We start from the raw sequence: 17,659 nt of genomic DNA, 5'->3' as shown, positions 1-17,659 counted from the left end.
GGAAGAGGCGAGCGCCATGAACGAACAACCGATCTCACTGCAGGCCTTGCTGCCTGTGCTGTTGGAAGAAGGCCGCCGTCGGCGCGTGACGCTGGGGCTGGTCTTCGCCGCGATCACCCTGGCGGCGCTGGTCGTCGGCCTGCTGTGGCCGAAGAAGTACGAGGCTTCCACCACCATCCTGGTGCAGGAAAGCGGCATCATCGCGCCGCTGATGAAGGGCGTCGCCACGCCCACCGGCAACGCCAACCGCGCCGACATCGCGCGCGCGGTGATCCTGAGCCACAAGGTGCTGGACCAGGTGCTGGCCCAGGGTGGCTGGCTGGCTGGCCACCCAAGCCCGGTGGAGCTGGACCGCATCACCAACGGCATCAAGTCGCGCACCGTGGTGAAGTTCTCGCGCGACAACCTGCTGACCATCAGCTACTTCGATTCCGACCCGGTCCGTACCTACAAGGTCACGCGTCTGTTCGGCCAGCTCTTCATCAGCGAGAGCCTGGCCTCCAAGCAGCGCGAGAGCCGCGATGCCTTCGATTTCATCAACAGCCAGGTCGAGGCCTACAAGCGCAAGCTCACCGGCGCCGAGGACAAGCTCAAGGCCTATCGCGAGAGCAATGTCGATGCACGCGCGGGCAGCGAGGCAGCCACCGCCGCGCGCATCAACGACCTGCGCGCCCAGGTGGAAAACGCGCGCATGGACCTGATGGAGAAGCGCTCGCAGGAGGCCTCGCTGGAGGCGCAGCTCTCCGGCGAGTCGGAAGTCTCCGCGGTGCAGACCACCGCCGGCCTGTACCAGGCCCAGCTGGCCGACCTGCAGGCGCAACTGGACAAGCTGCTGCTCACCTACACCGACGACTATCCCGACGTGGTGCGCGTGCGCCACCAGATGCAGGATCTACGGCAGCAGCTGGCACAGGCCGAGCAGCGCAGGCAGAACTCCAACGGCAAGCCGGCGTCGCTGGGGGGCAATGCGCAGTTCAATCCGCTGTACCAGCAGATCAGGAGCCAGCTGACCGATCTGCGCGGCCAGATTGCCGCGACCACCGCGCGGATGAACGCCAGCCAGGCGATGCTGCAGTCCGAGCTCGACCGCAGCCGCCGCATCGCCGGCTCGGAGAACGCCACCGCCGAGCTGACCCGCGACTACGACGTCAACCGCGACGTCTACCAGGACCTGCTGAAGCGCCGCGAGAACGCACGCGTGTCGATGGACCTGGACGCCACCCAGCAGGGGTTGACCTTCGCCGTGCAGAATCCGGCGATGATGCCGCTGATCCCAACCGGTCTGCGCTTCATGCACTTCGCCGTGGCCGGTTTCGCGCTGGGCCTGGCGCTGCCGTTCGGCCTGCTGTTCGGCATCGCGCGCTTCGATCCGCGCGTGCGCTCGGCCGAGCAGCTCGAGCGCCTGACCGGCCTGCCTGTGCTGGTCAGCGTGCCCTATTACGCCACGCCGCAGGACCGGCGGGGCGCGCGGCTGCGCAATCTCGCGCTGGCGCTGATCCTGGCGGCGGTGGCGTTGTCCTACCTCACGCTGTTCGTGTTCAAGCTCAAGGGGGCGGCATGAAGCCCGACGAACCGGTTTCCGGCACCGTGCTGCGGTCAGGGGCGGGAGAGGCCGACCACCTGCCGCAACAGGCGTCCGCACATGCCATCGCCCTGATGGCCGAGCCGCGCACGCTGGCTCCGCGACAGCTGGAGGAGCGTCGGCTGATCCACCGCGAGGCCTCTTCGCGGGAGCAGTCGGATACCTTCCGCGAACTTCGCACGCGCCTGCTCGGGATGGGCGGCAGCGGCAACTTCATCACCCTGGTGGTGGCGGTCAGTCCGCGCTCGGGGGCCAGCTTCGTGGCGCGCAACCTGGCCACCGCGTTCGCCTTCGACGAGGCCCGCACCAGCCTGCTGATCGATTGCAACCTGCGCTATCCGGAGCAGCACCGCGCGCTCGGCGTCGATCCCGCCAACGGCGGCCTGATCGACTTCCTCGAGCATCCGGCGCAGGGCATCGCGTCGAAGATCTACGCCACCGGCGTGCCGCGCCTGCGGTTGATCCCGGTGGGCGACGCGCGCGAAGGCAGCGGCGAGTACTTCTCGTCGTTCCGGATGCACGCGCTGTTGGACTCGATGCGCCATCGCTACCCGGATCGCTACCTGTTCCTGGACGGCCCCACCATCAAGGGATCGCCCGACGCGCGCATCCTTTCCGACCTCGCCGACTTCGTGGTGGTGGTGGCCGGCTACGGCCGCGACACCCCGGCCGCGATCAGCCAGGCGGTCGCGCATTTCGAGCCGGAGAAGCTGGCCGGCGTGGTGTTCAACCAGGCGCCTTGAGGCCGACGGTGAGCCGCCGCCCGGGAACGGCCGCGGGCGGACGCCATCACCGCGTCATCCACCGCAGGAGGCATCCATGTCCTCATCCACCCGGCTTGCCCACGCCACCTCGCTGGCGCTGGCGCTCATCGCCACCCCGGCGCTCGCCGGCCAGTTCGACTATTCGTTCTACGGCGGCGTCGAACACAGCGACAACATCAACCTCAGCGCCACCGCGCCGGTGAGCCAGTGGGTGCTGATCCCGGGCTTGGGCTTCGACTACGCGCAGCAGGGCGCCACGCTGCAGGCCCGGGTGACCGGCGCGGCCGAATACCGCGACTACATGGGCGGCCCCTACGCGGATCAGAAGCTCGGCGAACTCGCCGGCATGGCGAACTGGACCGTGCTGCCGGAACGGCTGGATTTCGTGGCGCAGGACTACGCCAGCGTGCAGCCGGTTTCCACGCTGTCAAGCGACGCGCCGGGCAACCAGCAGCAGACCAACGTGCTCACGGTGGGACCGACGCTGCATTTCGACCTGGGCACCGCCATGCGCGGCCAGGCGGAGCTGCGCTACATCAACAGCCGGGCCTCGCGCACCACCGAGTTCAATTCCTCGCGCGGCGATGCGGCGCTGCGGCTGATGCGTGACATCTCGCCGACCAGCCAGCTCTCGCTCAACCTGGAAACGCAGAAGGTCAATTTCGACAACAGCGGCCAGATCGACTATCGCCGCGACGAGGCGTTCGTGCGCTTCGTGCGCAGGCTCGCGCACCTGGACCTCGACGTGGCCGCGGGCTGGTCGCAGATCCGCCTGGCCGGCGGCCTGGGATCGGCCTCCGACCCGCTGGTGCGCGCCAACGTCAGCTGGCACGCGAGCGCCCGCGACACGTTCGGGGTTTCCTTCACGCGCAGCTATTCGGATGCCGCGCAGGACCTGATCAACCTGGCCGAACCGGTGGAGACCGGCGCGCGCGTCACTCCTCCGCTGAGCATCCAGACCGGCGGCGCGGTGATCGGCAGCGGGATCTACCTCGAACGGCGCGTGGCCGCCCACTACGACTACAGCGGCGAGCGCTTCACCTTCAGCCTGTCGCCGTGGTACCGCCGGCTGCACTACGTGGAAGGCACCCAGTTGGACCAGACCGGCCGCGGCGGCGACGTCGGCGTGGACTACCGCCTCAACGCGCGGCTGACGCTTTCGGGCTACGTGAACTACGAGCGGGAAAACTACACCACGCTGGAGCGCCGCGACACCACGACCAACATTGGCGTCGCGCTGCGCCAGCAGGTCAACAGCCACTGGAGCTGGCGCGTGTCGTTGCTCGATCGCCGCCGCACCAGCACCGCGCCGGACAGCGGCTACCGCGCAAAGGAAGTCTATTTCGGAGTCGTCTACCAGCGATGACACCGGCATCGGAGCCCTGCCAGTTCGGACGCGACGGAGCGCTGATGGGGATGTACCACGGCGTGGCCGGCCATGCGCGGGTGGGCGTGCTGCTGTGCCCGCCGCTGGGCCAGATGCTGCTGCGCACCCATCGCGTCTATCGCCAGCTGGCCGCGGGGCTGGCTGCGCGCGGCATCGGCGTGATGCGTTTCGACTACCGCGGCACCGGCGACTCGGCCGGCGACAGCCTCGCGCTGGACTGGCAGCACTGCCTGGACGACATCCGCAGCGCCGCGGCCGAGCTGCGCGTGCGTAGCGGTTGCACCACGGTGGCGGGTTTCGGGGCACAGCTGGGCGGCGCCCTGGCGCTGGCGGCGGCAGCGACGGCGGGTTTTGCGCGGCTGCTCCTGTGGGACCCGGTGCTGGACGGCGCCCGTCACGTGGCCGAGCTCGACGCCTGGCATGAAGCGCTGCGCAACGATCCGCAGCATTACGCCCGGCCGCGCGCCGTGGACGAAGTGGCCGGGCAGTGGCTGGGCTTCCCGGTCAGCGCCCGCTGGCGCGCGCAGCTGTCCGGTTGGCGCGCCGAACCGGCACGGGTGCCCACCCTGATCCTCGATTCGCGCCCCGGGCAGGCGGCCGACGGCTGGTCGCCGCTGGCCGAGGCCGGCGCACGCGTGCTGGCGTTGCCGGCGAGCACGGACTGGGGCGACCTGCACCGGCTGGAGCACGCGATCCTCGCCCCCGACCTGTTGCGCATGGTGGGTGCGGAGCTGGAGTCGGCCGCATGACGGCGGAGCGTGCCTTCCGCTTCGGCCGCGCCCGGCACCTGGTCGGCATCGCCGGCCTGCCGGCCGCCGCGCGCGGTACCGTCGGCGTGATCGTGCTCAATACCGGCCTGATGCATCGCGTCGGTCCGTTTCGCCTGCACGTGGACATGACCCGCCGGCTCAACGCGCTCGGCTATCCCACCCTGCGCTTCGACCTGTCCACCATGGGCGACAGTGGCGCCAGCGCGGAAGCGGGTTCGCGCGAGGAGCAGGTCCGCGCGGACGTGCGCGATGCCGCCGCGCTGCTCGCGGGCCACGCCGGCTGCACGCGCTTCGTGCTGGTCGGCCTGTGCCGCGGCGCGCAGAGTGCCCATATCGCCTGCAGCGAAGCGGGCGTGGCCGGCGCGGTCTTCCTGGACGGCTATATCTATCGCACCGCGGGCTTCAAGCTGCGTCACTACCTGCCGCGGTTGTTCAGCCCGGCGCGCTGGCACGGCTTCCTCGCGCGCAAGCTGCGCGAGGCGATGGTACCGGAGGAGGAGGTCTCCTTCGGCAGCGTCTACCCGCCCCGGGCCAGGGTTCGCAGCGAGCTCGCCGACATGCTGGCGCGCGGGCTGCGGCTCTGCTTCGTCTACAGCGGCGGCATCGGCGAGCAGCTCAACCATCCGCGCCAGTTCCGCGAATGCTACGGGCGCGACGTGGCCGACCATCCGGCGCTGCGCATGGACCTGCTCGACGGCACCGACCATACCTACACGTTGCTCTGCGACCGCGAGCGCCTGTTCGGCCACGTCGAGGGCTGGTTGCTGCAACAGTTTCCACCGACGCCGAAAGCGACGCCGGCGGACTGAGCTGCTCAGGCGGTCGCCGGTCCGCCGCGCATGCGATGCGGCGGTGGCGGCAACTCGTAGTCGCGCCAGTCGTGCGGATTGCCGCTCTTGCCGGCCTCGGCGGCCTTGATGATGTTGTACATCTCGCGCGCGGTGACATAGTGCAGCACGTGGTTGGTGCCGTCGTTGTACGCCCGTTCCAGGTGGGTGTGCATGCGGTCGGCCGCGTCGCCCAGCAAGGTGTCCATGTCGCGCTCCTGGGTGCCGTGGGTATGCACCTTGACGAAGATCCATTCGGGCCGGCCCTCCACGTGGATGCCGGTACGCACCCAGTGGTCCACCCGCGCCGGCGTCGGCGGGCAGCCGCGACGCACGTCGGCGTTCTCGATGCGCGGTACCAGGCCAAAGCGCCGCTCGCGCCAATTCAGTCCCAGCGGTCCCTGCACTATCATCAGGTCGCCGACGGGCGTGCCGCCCACGCGCACCGGCACGCCGGTGTCGTGCGACTTCGGGCGCAGCGGATCGTCGGTGGCGTAGTAGATGCTGTTGACGGTCCGCGTCTGCGTCTCGCTGGGCGCGGACGGCAGGGTGAAGTCGGCGTAGCAGCCCAGCTCGCGCAGCAGGATCAGCTCGTTGTTGAGACCGCACCAGCGGCCGTCGGCGCGCGAGTTGTCGAGGCACCAGTTGCCGTGGATGAAACCGAAGCGCAGCTGGCCGGTCCCCGGGTCCCGCGGCAGCGCGCCGTGGCGTTCGTGCAGCAGCCGGTTGAAGCGGGCTATCGTGGCGGTGAAATTTTCCGGGGTGTCGTTGTCGTGGTGCAGGTGGATCTCGATCTCGCCGTAGCCGTCGGCGCAGAGTGTGGCCAGCTTGTCCAGGTGTTCCTCGACGTATTCCTCCTCGGGATAGAAGAAGCTGTGTTGCGGCGGCCGACCGTCGGCGTCGCGGTGGCGATCGGCCAGCGCGCGGTAGTCGCGGCACCAGCGGTCGACGCGGGCGCGCTGGGTGGCGAGGTCGACGCGGCCCCAGTTCGGTTCGAAATGGTCGACGAAGGCAAACATCACGTGCACCGGGCCGCTGGCCGGGCGCGGCGGCGGGCGCCGGCGCAGGTGGCTGCCCAGCCAGATCTGCATGTTGCGCGAGCGGATCGCCAGCGCCACCGCCACCGCCACCGCGGCGAGCAGCATCAGCGCGACAAGAACGGCGAGCGTGGCGATCAAGGCTTCGCCTCCGGCAGCAGGCCGAGCAGCTGCTCGGCGTTGTTGCGCCATTGGCGCTCGCGCACGATGTATTCGCGCGCGGCGGCGCCGACCCGTTGGCGCTCCCCGGGTTGCGCGGCCAGCTCCAGCACGCGTTGCACGCAGGCCTGCAGCTGGCGCTGCGGGAACAGCCAGCCGGTAAGGCCGTCACCGACCACTTCGGCCACCGGCGCATAGTCGGGTGCGACCATCGCCACGCCCATCGCCATGAATTCGAACAGCTTCACCGGCGAGCCGTAATGGTTGGAGTCGGGCAGTACCGCGTAGTCCATGCAGGCGATCCAGGAAGGTATCTCGGCGTGCGGCACGCGGCCGGGCAGCAGGATGCGGTCGGCCAGGCCGCGCGCCTGCACCCGCGCGCGCACCTCGGGCAGATCGCGACCGTCGCCGACCAGCAGCAGCACCAGTTCCGGGGCCTCGTCCAGCCGTGCGGCGACCGCCTCGACGAACCCGTTGACGCCATGCCAATGCACGAACGCACCGACGTAGCCGCACACCACCCGTCCCGCCACGCCGCGTTCGGCACGCAGGCGTTCGCGGTCGTGCCGCGCCGGATCGAAGCGGGCGAGGTCGGCCGCATTGGGCGAGACCACCGACGGGGCGATGTCGCCGTAGGCGGCCTCGGCCTGCTGCCTGAAGTAGCTGGAAATGAACACCAGCCCGGTCGCGCTGCGCAGGCACCAGCCTTCGATGCGTCGCGCCAGGGATTTCAGCCACAACGGGCGCACCCGCTCGACCAGTGCCGAGTCGTTGATCTCCAGGATCACCGGGATGCCACGCCGCCGCGCCAGCCACACGGTGGCGAACAGGAACAGGGAATAGCGCTCGTAGACGAGCTGCGGCCGGAGCCGCGCGAACGCGCGCCGCATGCGCGCGAGGGTGACCAGGTTGTAGCCCAGCTCCAGCGCCTCGAACAGCACGCCCGGCATGCGCGAGACGATGCCGCCGAGCCCGCCGGGCGGCTTTGTCCGCGCGGCGCCGGCGGCGGGTTCCTGCTCCGGGTCGGCGCCGGGGAAGGACAGCACGTTGACTTCGTGGCCGAGTGCGCGCAGCGCACCGACCACGCCGCGGATGTGCACGCCTTCGACATCGCGCCCGCGGGTGCGGTGGTGATAGAGGATCCTCATGCGGCCGTTGCCGGCAGTGCGTGCAGCTTGCGGCCCCCGGCATGCCACGCGGGCAGCATGCGTGCGAGGATGCGCGCCGCGCAGTCGCTGTCGTCGTGCATCAGCAGTACGTCGCCGTCGGCCGGCGGTCGCCGCAGCAGCCGCGCGGCCAGCTCGTCGGGCGGCTGCGGCTGGTAGTCCAGGCTGTCGTAGGACCAGTAGGCCAGGTTGCGACCGCGCCGCGCAAAGGCCAGCAGCAGCGGCAGCGATACCACGCCGCGCGGCGGCCGGAAGCGGGGCGGCCCGGAACGGTCGAAGCCCGCCAGCAGGCGATCGGTGCGCTCCACCTCGGCCAGTTGCTCGCGCAGGCCGAGTCGATGGAACAGCGGGTGGCTGTACGAATGATTGCCCAGGGTATGGCCCTCCGCCACGATGCGCTCGACCAGCGCGGGATGCCGCTCGACACGCTGGCCGATCACGAAGAAACTCGCCCGCACACCGTGCCGGGCCAGAAGATCCAGCAGCCGGGGCGTGTGCTCCGGGTGGGGGCCGTCGTCGAAGCTGAGATACAGCGCACCCGGTTCGCGCGGGCCGCGCACCAGCACCAGGCGCTCGGGCAGCAGGCCGAGTACTTGCTGTCGCGTCGGCCGGATCCTCACCGCAGCACCGCCGCCGCGGCTTCGCCGCGCATCGCCTGCTGCAGCACCGCATCCAGCCGGTCGATGTTGCTGTCCCAGCCGAAGCCGTGCGCGTGCTTCGCGATGGCGGCGTGGTCCCAGGACCGTGCCGCCGCTACCGCCAGCGCGTCGGCGAGCGCGACGGGGTCGCCCGGCGGCACCAGCAGGCCGGCATGCGCGGGCACCACCTCGGGAATGCCGCCCACCCGCGTCGCCACCACCGGCGTGCCGCAGGCCATCGCCTCCAGCACCACGTTGGGCACGCCTTCGTTGTGGCTGGGCAGGCACAGCAGGTCGGCGGCGCGGAACCAGTCAGGCAGCGCCTCGTGCGGCATCGCGCCGGCCAGCTGCACGCGCGCCTCGATGCCCAGCGCGCGCGCGCGAGCGAGCAGCGTGCCGCGGCAGGCGCCTTCGCCCACGTAGACCAGGCGCGCCTGCGGTTGCGCCATGGCCAGCGCCGCATGAGCCTCCAGCAGGTCGAGGCAGCCCTTGCTCGCCTTCAGGTTGCCGACATAGAGCAGCAGCGGGCCGGCCGTGCCGGCCAAGCCGAGTCGCGCGCGTGCCGCGGTCCGGTCGCCCGGAGCAAAGCGTGCAGCGTCGACACCGTTGTAGACCGCGTGCACGCGCGAGGGGTCGGCGCCCAGCGCCACCGCCTTGTCGGCCAGCGCGCGGCTCACCGCCACCACCGCGGCGGCACCGCGCAGGCTGGCGGCGATCTGCGGCCGGCGCAGTGCGTGCGTGGCCTGCACGTTGAGGTCGCTGCCGTGCACTTTCACCACGTACGGAATGCCGAGCAGGCGCGCAAGCCAGCCGGCGGCCACCGCATCGGGATAGGCCCAGCTCGCGAGGATGCCGTCGTAACCTGCCGTGCGCAGGCGCCGGCCGCGCTGCAGCAGCAGTGACAGCAGCCAGCAGCCCGCATGCAGCGCGCGGCCGAAGCGCGGCGGATAGACAAACACGAAATGGTCGGTGTGCAGGCCCGGCACCTCGACGCTGCCGCGCCGCCCGCGCAGGCGCTCGCGGAAATCCACCGCGGTGACCACGTGCAGCTCATGGCGCCGGCCCAGGCGTTCGAACTGCTGGCGGTTGAACGCGCCACGCAACGGGTCCCAGGGCGTCGGGAACAAGTTGGTCAGCACCAGCAGCTTCATGCAGCCTGCCCCCGCGACTCGTACAGCGCGGCGTAGCGCGCAGCCATCGCCTCGAGCGAGCCGCGCGTCTCCATCATCGCGCGGGCGGCCGCACCGCAGCTCGCGGCGCGCTGCGGATCCCGCAGCAGGTCGAGGATCGCCTGCGCCAGCGCGTCGGCGTCACGCGCCGGCACGATGCGGCCGGTGACGCCGTGCTGCACGATCTCGCGGTTGCCGCCCACGTCGGTGGCCACGATCGGCAGCGCGGTGGCCGAGGCTTCCAGCAGCGCCATCGAGTAGCCCTCGCTCACCGAGGACAGCACGAACACGTCCAGCCCCTGCAGCAGCTCGCGCACGTCGCTGCGGTCGCCGAGGAAATACACCGCCCCGGCCAGGCCCTCGTCGCGTGCGCAGGCTTCCAGTTCCGGCCGCAGGAGGCCGTCGCCGACCAGCAGCAGCGCGCTGTCCGGCTGCTGCCCGTGCACGCGGCGGAAGGCGCGGATCAGGCCGACCTGGTCCTTGGCCCAGTTGAGCCGTCCCACCGTACCGACCAGGCGTGTCTGCGGCGACAGTCCGAGCGCCTGGCGCAAGCGCTCGCGCGCGGCCGGCGAGGCGGTCGCGAATTCCTGCACGCGCAGGCCGTTCGGCACCACGCGTAACTTGCGGCGCGGCACCAGCCCTTGCTCGATCGCGCCATTGCACGCTGCCTCGCAGACCATCGCCACCGCGTCGGTGCGCGCCAGGCTGGCGCGATAGAGTATTTCCGCCCGGTTCCAGCGTTGCATGCCGCCCATGCCGTGGCGGGTGTTGATGAGCTTGCCCACGCCCAGGCCGAGGCTGGCCAGCACCGCGAGGTAATGCGCCACGGCATTGTGGCTGTGCAGCACGTCGGTGCGGTGGGCGCGGATCAGCCGGCGCACGCGCGACAGCGCCTTGAGGTCGAAGCCCCTGCGCTTGTCGCAGGCGTGCACCGGGATGCCGGCGGCATCCAGCTCGTGCGCCAGCGTGCCGCGTTCGAACAGGCATACCACCTGGCAATGGTGGCCTTGCTGCTGCTGCAGCTTGACCAGGTCGAGCACGACGCGTTCCAGCCCTCCGCGGTTGAGGTTTTCCACGATGTGGGTGATGTTCATCGGTGCATTCAGGAGGAGGAAGGTGGCAGGGCGGAGACGGTGACGCGCAGCTTGCCGCTGGGCGTCAGGGGAAGGTCGTCGACGATGCGGCACTCGAGCGCGACGCTGTCGCCGACCACCTTCGCCAGTTCGCGGCGTATCCAGGCCATCGCATCGTCGTCGAAGCGTTCATCGCAGACCAGCGCGAGCTCCAGCCGGTCGAGCCGGCGCTGCACCAGCTGGAAGCGGCGCAGGCCCGGCACGTCCTTGAGCATGTGGGGGAAGAACTCGCCGGGCAGCAGATGGCCGGCGGTCGTGCGGATCGCATCCAGCTTGCGGCCGTCCACCTGCGCCAGCAGCGGCAGGCCGCGTCCGCACGGGCAGGTCGCGGAGCCGGCGGTGGCCAGGTCGCCGTTGGCGTAGCGAAGCAGCGGCATGCCGTAGTTGGACAGGTCGGTGAGCAGCACTTCGCCGCTCCCGCCCGCAGCCGTGGTGCCGTGCAGCTCCACCACCAGATGGTCGGCGTTGACGTGCAGGCCGTGCCGGTGCTCGCATTCGGAAGCGATCAGCATCACCTCGCGGCAGCCGTAGGTGTTGTAGGCCGGGCAACCGAACGCACGCTCGATCAGTTCGCGCTGGAAGTCGTGCAGCGCCTCGGCGGCGCCGAGCACGGCGGCCGGCGGCCGCGCCAGCGTGCGGCGCCGGTCGAGCAGCCACTGCGCCAGTCGCACCAGCGGGCCGACATAGCCCACGATCACCTCGGGCCGGTAGGCATCGATGGCGTCGACGTAATCGCCGAGGTTGGCGTCGGTCATGTGGAAGCTGTTGAGCATGCGCCGGGCGAACGCCGCGTGGTACAGCCGCTCCTTGAACTGGTGCAGGCGCTGCGGCTCGCCCACCGCGCCGCCCCACACGTACAGCGTGCGCCGGCCCATGCGTGCGCCGGCCCAGCCATAGCCGCGCCACATCACCGCAGTGCGCCGCTCGTTGCTCTCGCGGGTGTAGCCGAAGCGCATCGGCTGGCCGGTGGAGCCGCCGGTGGCCTTGTACAGGAGCTGGTCGTGCCAGCCGTCGGCCTTGAATTCGTCGAAGTGCGCGCGGATCTCATCCTTCCCGAGCACCGGCAGGCGCGCGTAGTCGTCCAGGCTGCGGATGTCCGCCGCCGCGATGCCGAGCTCGCGCCAGCGGCGGCGATACCAGGGCACGTTCTGTTCGCAGTGTCGCAGCAGGCGTTGCAGGCGCTCCAGCTGCAGGGCACGCAGTTGTCCGGGCGCCAGCCACTGGTCGTGCTCGTAGCTGGCGAGGAAGTCCAGCGTGCGGCGCCGGCGCAGGCCCGATTCGTAGGCCGGGTAGAGCACCCGGCGGAACACCTGTTCGTAGAGGCTCACGACTGCTGCCCCGCACGCGCGCCGGACCAGGCCAGCAGGCGTCCCAGCAGCAGCGGCCGGCCCGCCGCGAAGCGCTGGTGCAGGCTCTTCAGCTGCTCGATGTCCGCGCCCGTCCAGCAGCGCAGCCACAGTGTCAGCGGCAGGTACGCCGCGACCAGCAGCGGTCCGCCCAGCAGCAGCGTGAACAGCGGCGGCAGGCGCAGCGGCAGCATCAGCGAGGCGGTGGCGCCGGCCAGCGTGGCGGCCAGCACGATGCGCCCCAGCCGGCGCCACTCCAGCGGCATTCCGCCGACGCGCATGCCCAGCACCACGTAGGCCGAGGAGCTGACCACCGCGGCGATCACGATCGCCGCCATCGCGCCGTGCAGCCCGAAATGCCGGACCAGGGTCACGTCCACGCCGATCTTGAACGCGCCGAACAGCAGGGTGAGCGTGAGGATCACGTGCTGACGGTCGGCGCTCACCAGCAGGCTGGTCGCGCCCTGCGCCGAGGTGTTCAGCGCGCTAGCCAGCATGCACAGCGCGAACACCGGCGCGGCGGCGGCATAGGCGGTGCCGTACAGCAGCCCGATCACCGCGCTCGCGAAGCAGGCGCCGAACGCCACCATCGGCGCGCTCAGCATGGCCAGGTACGAGGTCACCGTCACGAAGCGGCGGCCGCCCACGGCGCGCCCTTCGCTCAGCGCCTTTGCCATCATGGGCAGCAGCACCGCGCTGAACACCCCGGGCACCAGCAGCATGATGCCGCTGGCCAGCTGGAAGGCCACCTTGAAGTACCCCGCCGCGGTGGCGCTGGCGAACAGGTTGAGGAACAGGATTTCCACGTCACTGGCGATCAGGAAGCTCACGATGATGGTCAGCGAGACGATGCGCAGGTGCCGGCGGATGCGCCGCAGCAGTTCGCCCGGCAGATCGCCCAGGCGCGGCAGCGGCGCCAGCAGGCGATGCACCTGGTACTGCGAGGCGAGCAGGAACACCGCGCTGGAGATCGCGTACATCACCACGAACCACAGGATGTCGCCGTGCAGGAGCATCGCGACCACCACCAGCGCCAGATTGGTCGGCGCCGCCACCAGGGTGATGCGGGCGGTGGCGTCGAAGGCCTCGAAGCCCTTCGCGATCGCCACGTTGAACATGTAGGGAGCGCGCATGCCCACCGCGGCCGCCAGCAGCGCGAATTCCAGCAGGTCCAGCTCGGCGGCGTAACGCCGCCCAAGCAGCAGGTACGCGCCCAGGCCGAGGCCGAGCACCACCAGCAGGTGCCAGCGCTGCACCTTGCGCATGTAGGCCAGCATGGGCCGGATCAGCTCGGGCTGCCGGCTGCCGCGCAGCTCCGCCACGAACTTGATCACGCCGGTGGTGATGCCCGAATTGGTCACCACGATGCCGATCGCCGCGAACCAGATGAACAGGCCGTAGATGCCGTAGTGGCGCGGCCCCAGGTGGCGCGCGATCAGCACCGCGCAGACCATGCCGAGGAAATACTCGACGTAGATCCCCAGCGAGGAGAACAGCGTGTTGCGCAAGGTGAGGGAGCGTGGGGTCATGTGCTTGGGGTCATGGGCGCGGAGTCATGGCATTCGCAGCAGCACGGCCACCAGCACATAGAGCGCCGCGATGACCATCAACGAGATCGGCAGCCAGCGCCAGCCGCTGGCTGAGAGGGTGAAACGCGGCAGCGTGTCGTGGCGCTGACGCAGGCTGGTGTAGTGGCCCACCACGATGGCGGCCAACGTGTAGAGCATGATGTTGTAGCTGCGGCTGAGGAAGAACGCGGCGGTGAAGAAGCCGCACAACGCGCAGAACAGGGTCAGCGACAGCGCCTGTTCGGCGCGGTCCCGGCGCGCTTCCGCAGCGGTGTCCGCGCGGTCCGCCGCGGCTCCCCCCCTAATTGCCGTGACGGCCGTACCGCGCGGGGCCGCGGGCGAGCGCCGCTCCATGCCGATGCCGGCGGGCACCGCCCGCGCCAGCGCCAGCCGTGCTGGCTGGCGCGCTGGCGTCACCGCGCGCACGGTGGCCTGCACTGCCTGCGTCAGCCCGGCCTGCAGGCGCAGCAGACGCCACATCATCCAGAAGCCGTAGCCGACGAAGGCCAGCCAGGTCACGAAGCCCAGGAGGCCGGTCTCGGCCAGCACCAGCACGAGGGAGTTGTGCGCGGTCAGCGTATTGTAGTCGGTGAAATTGCCGAAGCCCACGCCGAACAGCGGATGCGTCTTGAACATGTCGAAGCCCTCGTACCAGGCATCCACGCGGCCGAAGGCGGACTCCTCGTCCGGGTCGAGGTCGTTCATGCGCGTGGAGGGCAGCAGCATCAGCCCGACCAGGCCGGCGAAGCTCAGCGAACCGGCAGTGAGCAGCCCGCGCTTCTGCCATAGCCAGACCGCGCCCATCATCAGCACCGCCAGCTGGGTGCCACGCGACTTGGTGAGATAAATGCCGGCCAGCAGCAGCACGATGCCGGCGCGCCAGAACCAGCGGCCGAGGAAGCCGGCACGCGCGGCGACGCAGAACAGCATCGGCAGCGCCATCACGAACAGCAGGCCGAGGTCGTTGGGGTCGTTGAAGATGCCCACGTAGCGGATGCGCCCGTCCTCGCCCAGGGTCATGCCGGTCCAGCCCACGCCGTGGCTGGCCTGCTGCAGGCTGTGCAGAGCCAGCACCATCGCGCACAACCCGATCACCGCGAAAGTGGTGGCGGTGCGGCGCGGATCGTCGATGGCGCTCGCCAGTACGAAGAACACGATCAGCGAGGGCCCCATCTGCTCGATCACGTATTCCATGCCGCCGGACCAGCCGTTGACCACCATCGAGGCCATCGCGATCAGCACGAACAGCGGCAACAGCAGGAACTGCGGCGCACCGGGCGTGCGTGCGCCGCGCAGCAGCCAGCCGACGAAGGCCAGCAGCAGGGTCAGCGACATCACCGGCAGGCCCGCCATGCCGGGCAGGAAGTCCTGCGGACGGACGATCGCGAAAGCGAGATAGACGAGGATCAGCAGGAACATGCGCGCCACTCCCCGCAGGCGCCCGCAGGCGCATCCTGGCATGCCGCCGAGGTGACGTTGCTGACGCGCCACTTGATCACCACAGGTGCAGCCTCCGGTTGCGGGCGAACGCCAGCAGCGCCTGCGCGGCGAACAGGTTGAGATAGCAGAACGCGGTCAGCAGCCGCACGGGTTGGCGCCCGCCCAGCGCAGGCAACAGGCGCCCCGCCACCACTGCGGCGAGTGCGGCGAGCAGACCCAGCGCGGTCGCCGCGAACAGCGCGTGCTGCGTCGCCAGCAGTGTCGCCGAGAGTGCCAGCGCCAGCAGCAGCCACGGCGCCAGCAGGCGCAGCAGCTTGTGGCTGACAAAGCGGAACCACAACGGGTTGCGCCACGGCAGCAGCAGCCAGGGCGCCAGCTGCACCAGCTGGTAGTTGCCGGCCAGCGTGCGGATCTTGCGGCGCTGCTCCTCGCGCGGCTGCTGCGAGCTGCCGTCCCAGGCTATCGCTGCCGGCTCGTACACCACGCGCAGTCCGGCCGCGGCCACCTGCATCGGCACCAGCACGTCGTCCAGCACGGTGCCCGAAGGCAGCGGGCGGAATAGCGAGCGGCGCATCGCGTACAGCGCACCGCTGACCCCGATCACCGAGCCGGAGCGGCTTTCGCTGGCGCGGATCAGCGTCTCGTAGCGCCAGTACGCATCAATGCCGCGGGCGAAGCCAGTGTGCGCGTCGAACAGGCGCAACTGCCCGCCGACCGCGCCCACGTGCGCATCGCCAAGGTTCACTACCAGCTGGCGCAGCGCGTCCGGCTCCAACCGCTGGCGCACGTCGGTCATCAGCAGCACTTCGCCGTGCGCCTGCGCCACCGCGTCGTTGAGGCAGGCGGCCTTGCCGCGCCGTTCGGCGAACTCCAGCACGCGGATGCGTGCATCGCCGAGCGCGCGGGCGCGCGCGGCCGTGTCGTCGCGGCAGCCATCGCAGGCCACCACGACGTCGAGCTGGCCGGGTGGGTAGTCCAGCGCGAGCAGGTTGGCCAGCTTGGCCTGCACGTGCGCAGCACCGTCGTGCACGGCGAGCACGGCGGTGACACGCGGCGTCCATGCGCGTCGTTGCACGGGGCGCGGCCGCCAGCGTGCCAACGCCGCGACCCACAGCGGATAGCCGGCGAAGACGTGCGCGAGGCCGAGCGCCGATATCGCAAAGACTTCACTGGCAAAGCCAATCAAGGCCGTTCCCCCATGCTTCGGCGAAGACGAGCCGCGCGCCCAGCCCCGGCCAACGATGCAGCCGCAGCAGCGACGATCGCGGGTCGTCCTTCGCTTTCGCGAACAGTCCATCGGCCAGCAGTCCCAACCTGCCAGAGGCCACGCCGGGTCGCGGCGGAATGGGTGTGGCGCGGATAGGCCAGTGCCTGCGCCCACCCGCCGTGGCGTCGCCGCCGGGTGGCAGCCTGCTCCAGCACGCCTCCGTCGCCGTACTGGCAGGCCAGCCATTTCTCCTTGCGGATCTCGCTCAGCGGAAAAGCGGAGCCGGTCATCGGTTCCGCATATCGGCCATCAAGACGGTCGTTCATGCTGTCCCCTGTTTCGAACAATCCCCTGTCCAACAGCCATCGGTCGAAACGGTGTCGTCATTATGGTCATGGCACCTCGGAATGGCGATTGGTGGATGGGTGTTGGCATGCCGGCGCATTCCGCATCAGCGCAGGCCCAGCAGCCGCCGCAGTCGGCGGCCGAACGGGGCGTGCTGTCCGGCCGCGGCCGGCTCGGGCAACTGCCCGGCCAGCGCGGCGAGGGTGCTGCTGGCGATATCCAGCAGGTTCAGCCGCACGCCGGTCTCGCGCTGCACGCGTGCGGCCAGCTCCACCGCCAGCAGCGAGTGGCCGCCGACATCGAAGAAGTTGTCCTGCGGCGCCAACGCGCTCACGCCGATCAACTCGCACCACACGGCACCCAGATAGCGGCGGCGCGGATCGCCGTCCGCGCCTGGCGCCGCGGGCTCGCTCCCGGCCGTCGCCACCGGCGGCGGCAGCGCCTTGCGGTCCAGCTTGCCGTTCGGCGTCCGCGGCAACGCTTCCAGCCGCACGATGTGCTGTGGCCGCATGTAGCCGGGCAGTTGCGCTTCCAGCGCGCCGCGCAGGCGCGGCAGCAGGCTGCTTTCCGCCTCGGCGGCGACCACGTAGAGCACCAGGCGCTGGTCATGGCCGGAAAACTCGCACAGCACCACCGCCGCATCCGCCACGGCGGAGTCCTCGCGGGCGATCGATTCGATCTCGCCGGGTTCGATGCGGAAGCCGCGGAGCTTGATCTGGAAGTCGACGCGGCCGAGGTGCTCGAGGGTGCCGTCGGGCCGCCAGCGGCCGCGGTCGCCGGTGCGGTAGAGGCGGGCGGCCGGCTCGCTGGAGAACGGATCGGCGACGAAGCGCTCGGCGGTGAGTTCCGGCCGGTGCAGGTAGCCGAGCGCCACGCCCGCGCCGCCGATCCACAGCTCGCCCGGCACGCCGGGCGGACAGGGCTGGCGCCGCTCGTCCAGCACCCACACCGTGGTGTTCGCGATCGGCGTGCCGATGGTGATCGGCTGGTCCTTTTCGACCTTCGCGCAGGTCGACCACACCGTGGTCTCGGTGGGTCCGTACATGTTCCACAGCTCGGCGCAGCGATCGAGCAGCGCGGCGGCCAGATCCGGCGCCAGCGCCTCGCCGCCGCACAGCGCG

The 17,659-nt window shown here is 70.5% G+C and carries 16 protein-coding genes; 5 read left to right on the top strand and 11 right to left on the bottom strand.

The window, feature by feature from the left end:
* The first annotated feature begins 16 nt into the window (after positions 1-16).
* From AC2EWF_RS17600 to AC2EWF_RS17580, 5 genes are all read left to right on the top strand, one after another.
* Positions 17-1,561, top strand: coding sequence for an XrtA system polysaccharide chain length determinant (locus tag AC2EWF_RS17600; protein ID WP_483640698.1), 1,545 nt, complete (start codon positions 17-19; stop codon positions 1,559-1,561).
* A complete protein-coding gene (locus AC2EWF_RS17595; protein ID WP_483640697.1) occupies positions 1,558-2,325 on the top strand; it encodes a P-loop NTPase family protein in 768 nt (255 codons plus the stop codon). Before AC2EWF_RS17600 ends, AC2EWF_RS17595 begins: the two co-directional genes overlap by 4 nt.
* Positions 2,326-2,401: 76 nt before the next feature.
* Positions 2,402-3,712 (top strand): outer membrane beta-barrel protein, encoded by a 1,311-nt coding sequence (locus AC2EWF_RS17590; protein ID WP_483640696.1) that lies wholly within the window; start codon positions 2,402-2,404, stop codon positions 3,710-3,712.
* A gap of 44 nt (positions 3,713-3,756) precedes the next feature.
* Positions 3,757-4,482 carry a serine aminopeptidase domain-containing protein gene (locus AC2EWF_RS17585; protein ID WP_483640695.1) on the top strand — a complete coding sequence of 242 codons (726 nt, stop codon included), beginning with the start codon at positions 3,757-3,759 and terminating at the stop codon, positions 4,480-4,482.
* Positions 4,479-5,312: an alpha/beta hydrolase family protein gene (locus AC2EWF_RS17580; protein WP_483640694.1), complete on the top strand. Its 834-nt coding sequence runs from the start codon at positions 4,479-4,481 to the stop codon at positions 5,310-5,312. Before AC2EWF_RS17585 ends, AC2EWF_RS17580 begins: the two co-directional genes overlap by 4 nt.
* Positions 5,313-5,317: 5 nt before the next feature.
* Here the strand turns inward: AC2EWF_RS17580 and AC2EWF_RS17575 are convergent, their stop codons facing one another.
* The 11 genes from AC2EWF_RS17575 to AC2EWF_RS17525 form a co-directional block, all read right to left on the bottom strand.
* Positions 5,318-6,508, bottom strand: coding sequence for a hypothetical protein (locus tag AC2EWF_RS17575; RefSeq protein ID WP_483640693.1), 1,191 nt, complete (start codon positions 6,506-6,508; stop codon positions 5,318-5,320).
* Positions 6,505-7,674, bottom strand: a complete 1,170-nt coding sequence (locus AC2EWF_RS17570; protein WP_483640692.1) for a glycosyltransferase family 4 protein — start codon at positions 7,672-7,674, stop codon at positions 6,505-6,507. Before AC2EWF_RS17570 ends, AC2EWF_RS17575 begins: the two co-directional genes overlap by 4 nt.
* The gene (locus AC2EWF_RS17565; protein WP_483640691.1) at positions 7,671-8,312 is read right to left on the bottom strand and encodes a polysaccharide deacetylase family protein; all 642 of its coding nucleotides are present in this window, start codon (positions 8,310-8,312) and stop codon (positions 7,671-7,673) included. Before AC2EWF_RS17565 ends, AC2EWF_RS17570 begins: the two co-directional genes overlap by 4 nt.
* Complete coding sequence (locus tag AC2EWF_RS17560) at positions 8,309-9,481, bottom strand: glycosyltransferase (RefSeq protein ID WP_483640690.1); 1,173 nt, start codon at positions 9,479-9,481, stop codon at positions 8,309-8,311. Before AC2EWF_RS17560 ends, AC2EWF_RS17565 begins: the two co-directional genes overlap by 4 nt.
* Positions 9,478-10,593, bottom strand: a complete 1,116-nt coding sequence (locus AC2EWF_RS17555; RefSeq protein WP_483640689.1) for a glycosyltransferase — start codon at positions 10,591-10,593, stop codon at positions 9,478-9,480. The genes AC2EWF_RS17560 and AC2EWF_RS17555 overlap by 4 nt, the downstream gene beginning before the upstream one ends.
* An 8-nt stretch (positions 10,594-10,601) precedes the next feature.
* A complete protein-coding gene (locus AC2EWF_RS17550) occupies positions 10,602-11,960 on the bottom strand; it encodes a phenylacetate--CoA ligase family protein (RefSeq protein ID WP_483640688.1) in 1,359 nt (452 codons plus the stop codon).
* On the bottom strand, positions 11,957-13,507 hold the full coding sequence (locus AC2EWF_RS17545) for an oligosaccharide flippase family protein (RefSeq protein WP_483640687.1): 1,551 nt from the start codon (positions 13,505-13,507) through the stop codon (positions 11,957-11,959). Before AC2EWF_RS17545 ends, AC2EWF_RS17550 begins: the two co-directional genes overlap by 4 nt.
* A gap of 24 nt (positions 13,508-13,531) precedes the next feature.
* On the bottom strand, positions 13,532-14,965 hold the full coding sequence (locus tag AC2EWF_RS17540) for an O-antigen ligase family protein (RefSeq protein WP_483640686.1): 1,434 nt from the start codon (positions 14,963-14,965) through the stop codon (positions 13,532-13,534).
* A gap of 76 nt (positions 14,966-15,041) precedes the next feature.
* Entirely contained in the window at positions 15,042-16,172 is a 1,131-nt protein-coding gene (locus AC2EWF_RS17535; RefSeq protein WP_483640685.1) for a glycosyltransferase family 2 protein, read from the bottom strand.
* Positions 16,169-16,519: a hypothetical protein gene (locus AC2EWF_RS17530; protein ID WP_483640684.1), complete on the bottom strand. Its 351-nt coding sequence runs from the start codon at positions 16,517-16,519 to the stop codon at positions 16,169-16,171. The genes AC2EWF_RS17535 and AC2EWF_RS17530 overlap by 4 nt, the downstream gene beginning before the upstream one ends.
* A 125-nt stretch (positions 16,520-16,644) precedes the next feature.
* Positions 16,645-17,659, bottom strand: a 1,015-nt coding sequence (locus tag AC2EWF_RS17525; protein WP_483640683.1) for a non-ribosomal peptide synthetase, incomplete at its 5' end; no start/stop codon positions are given.

The organism is Rhodanobacter sp. sgz306013, from assembly GCF_057031145.1.
Note: the sequence above shows the minus strand (reverse complement) of the source record. Positions and strands in the feature narration are given on the sequence as shown.

Bases quoted from the DNA above. Each gene is read 5' to 3' on its own strand.
- AC2EWF_RS17600 (WP_483640698.1), top strand. From the start codon at position 17: ATGAACGAACAACCGATCTCACTGCAGGCCTTGCTGCCTGTGCTGTTG.
- AC2EWF_RS17595 (WP_483640697.1), top strand. From the start codon at position 1,558: ATGAAGCCCGACGAACCGGTTTCCGGCACCGTGCTGCGGTCAGGGGCG.
- AC2EWF_RS17590 (WP_483640696.1), top strand. From the start codon at position 2,402: ATGTCCTCATCCACCCGGCTTGCCCACGCCACCTCGCTGGCGCTGGCG.
- AC2EWF_RS17585 (WP_483640695.1), top strand. From the start codon at position 3,757: ATGGGGATGTACCACGGCGTGGCCGGCCATGCGCGGGTGGGCGTGCTG.
- AC2EWF_RS17580 (WP_483640694.1), top strand. From the start codon at position 4,479: ATGACGGCGGAGCGTGCCTTCCGCTTCGGCCGCGCCCGGCACCTGGTC.
- AC2EWF_RS17570 (WP_483640692.1), bottom strand. From the start codon at position 7,674: ATGAGGATCCTCTATCACCACCGCACCCGCGGGCGCGATGTCGAAGGC.
- AC2EWF_RS17560 (WP_483640690.1), bottom strand. From the start codon at position 9,481: ATGAAGCTGCTGGTGCTGACCAACTTGTTCCCGACGCCCTGGGACCCG.
- AC2EWF_RS17555 (WP_483640689.1), bottom strand. From the start codon at position 10,593: ATGAACATCACCCACATCGTGGAAAACCTCAACCGCGGAGGGCTGGAA.
- AC2EWF_RS17545 (WP_483640687.1), bottom strand. From the start codon at position 13,507: ATGACCCCACGCTCCCTCACCTTGCGCAACACGCTGTTCTCCTCGCTG.
- AC2EWF_RS17540 (WP_483640686.1), bottom strand. From the start codon at position 14,965: ATGTTCCTGCTGATCCTCGTCTATCTCGCTTTCGCGATCGTCCGTCCG.
- AC2EWF_RS17530 (WP_483640684.1), bottom strand. From the start codon at position 16,519: ATGAACGACCGTCTTGATGGCCGATATGCGGAACCGATGACCGGCTCC.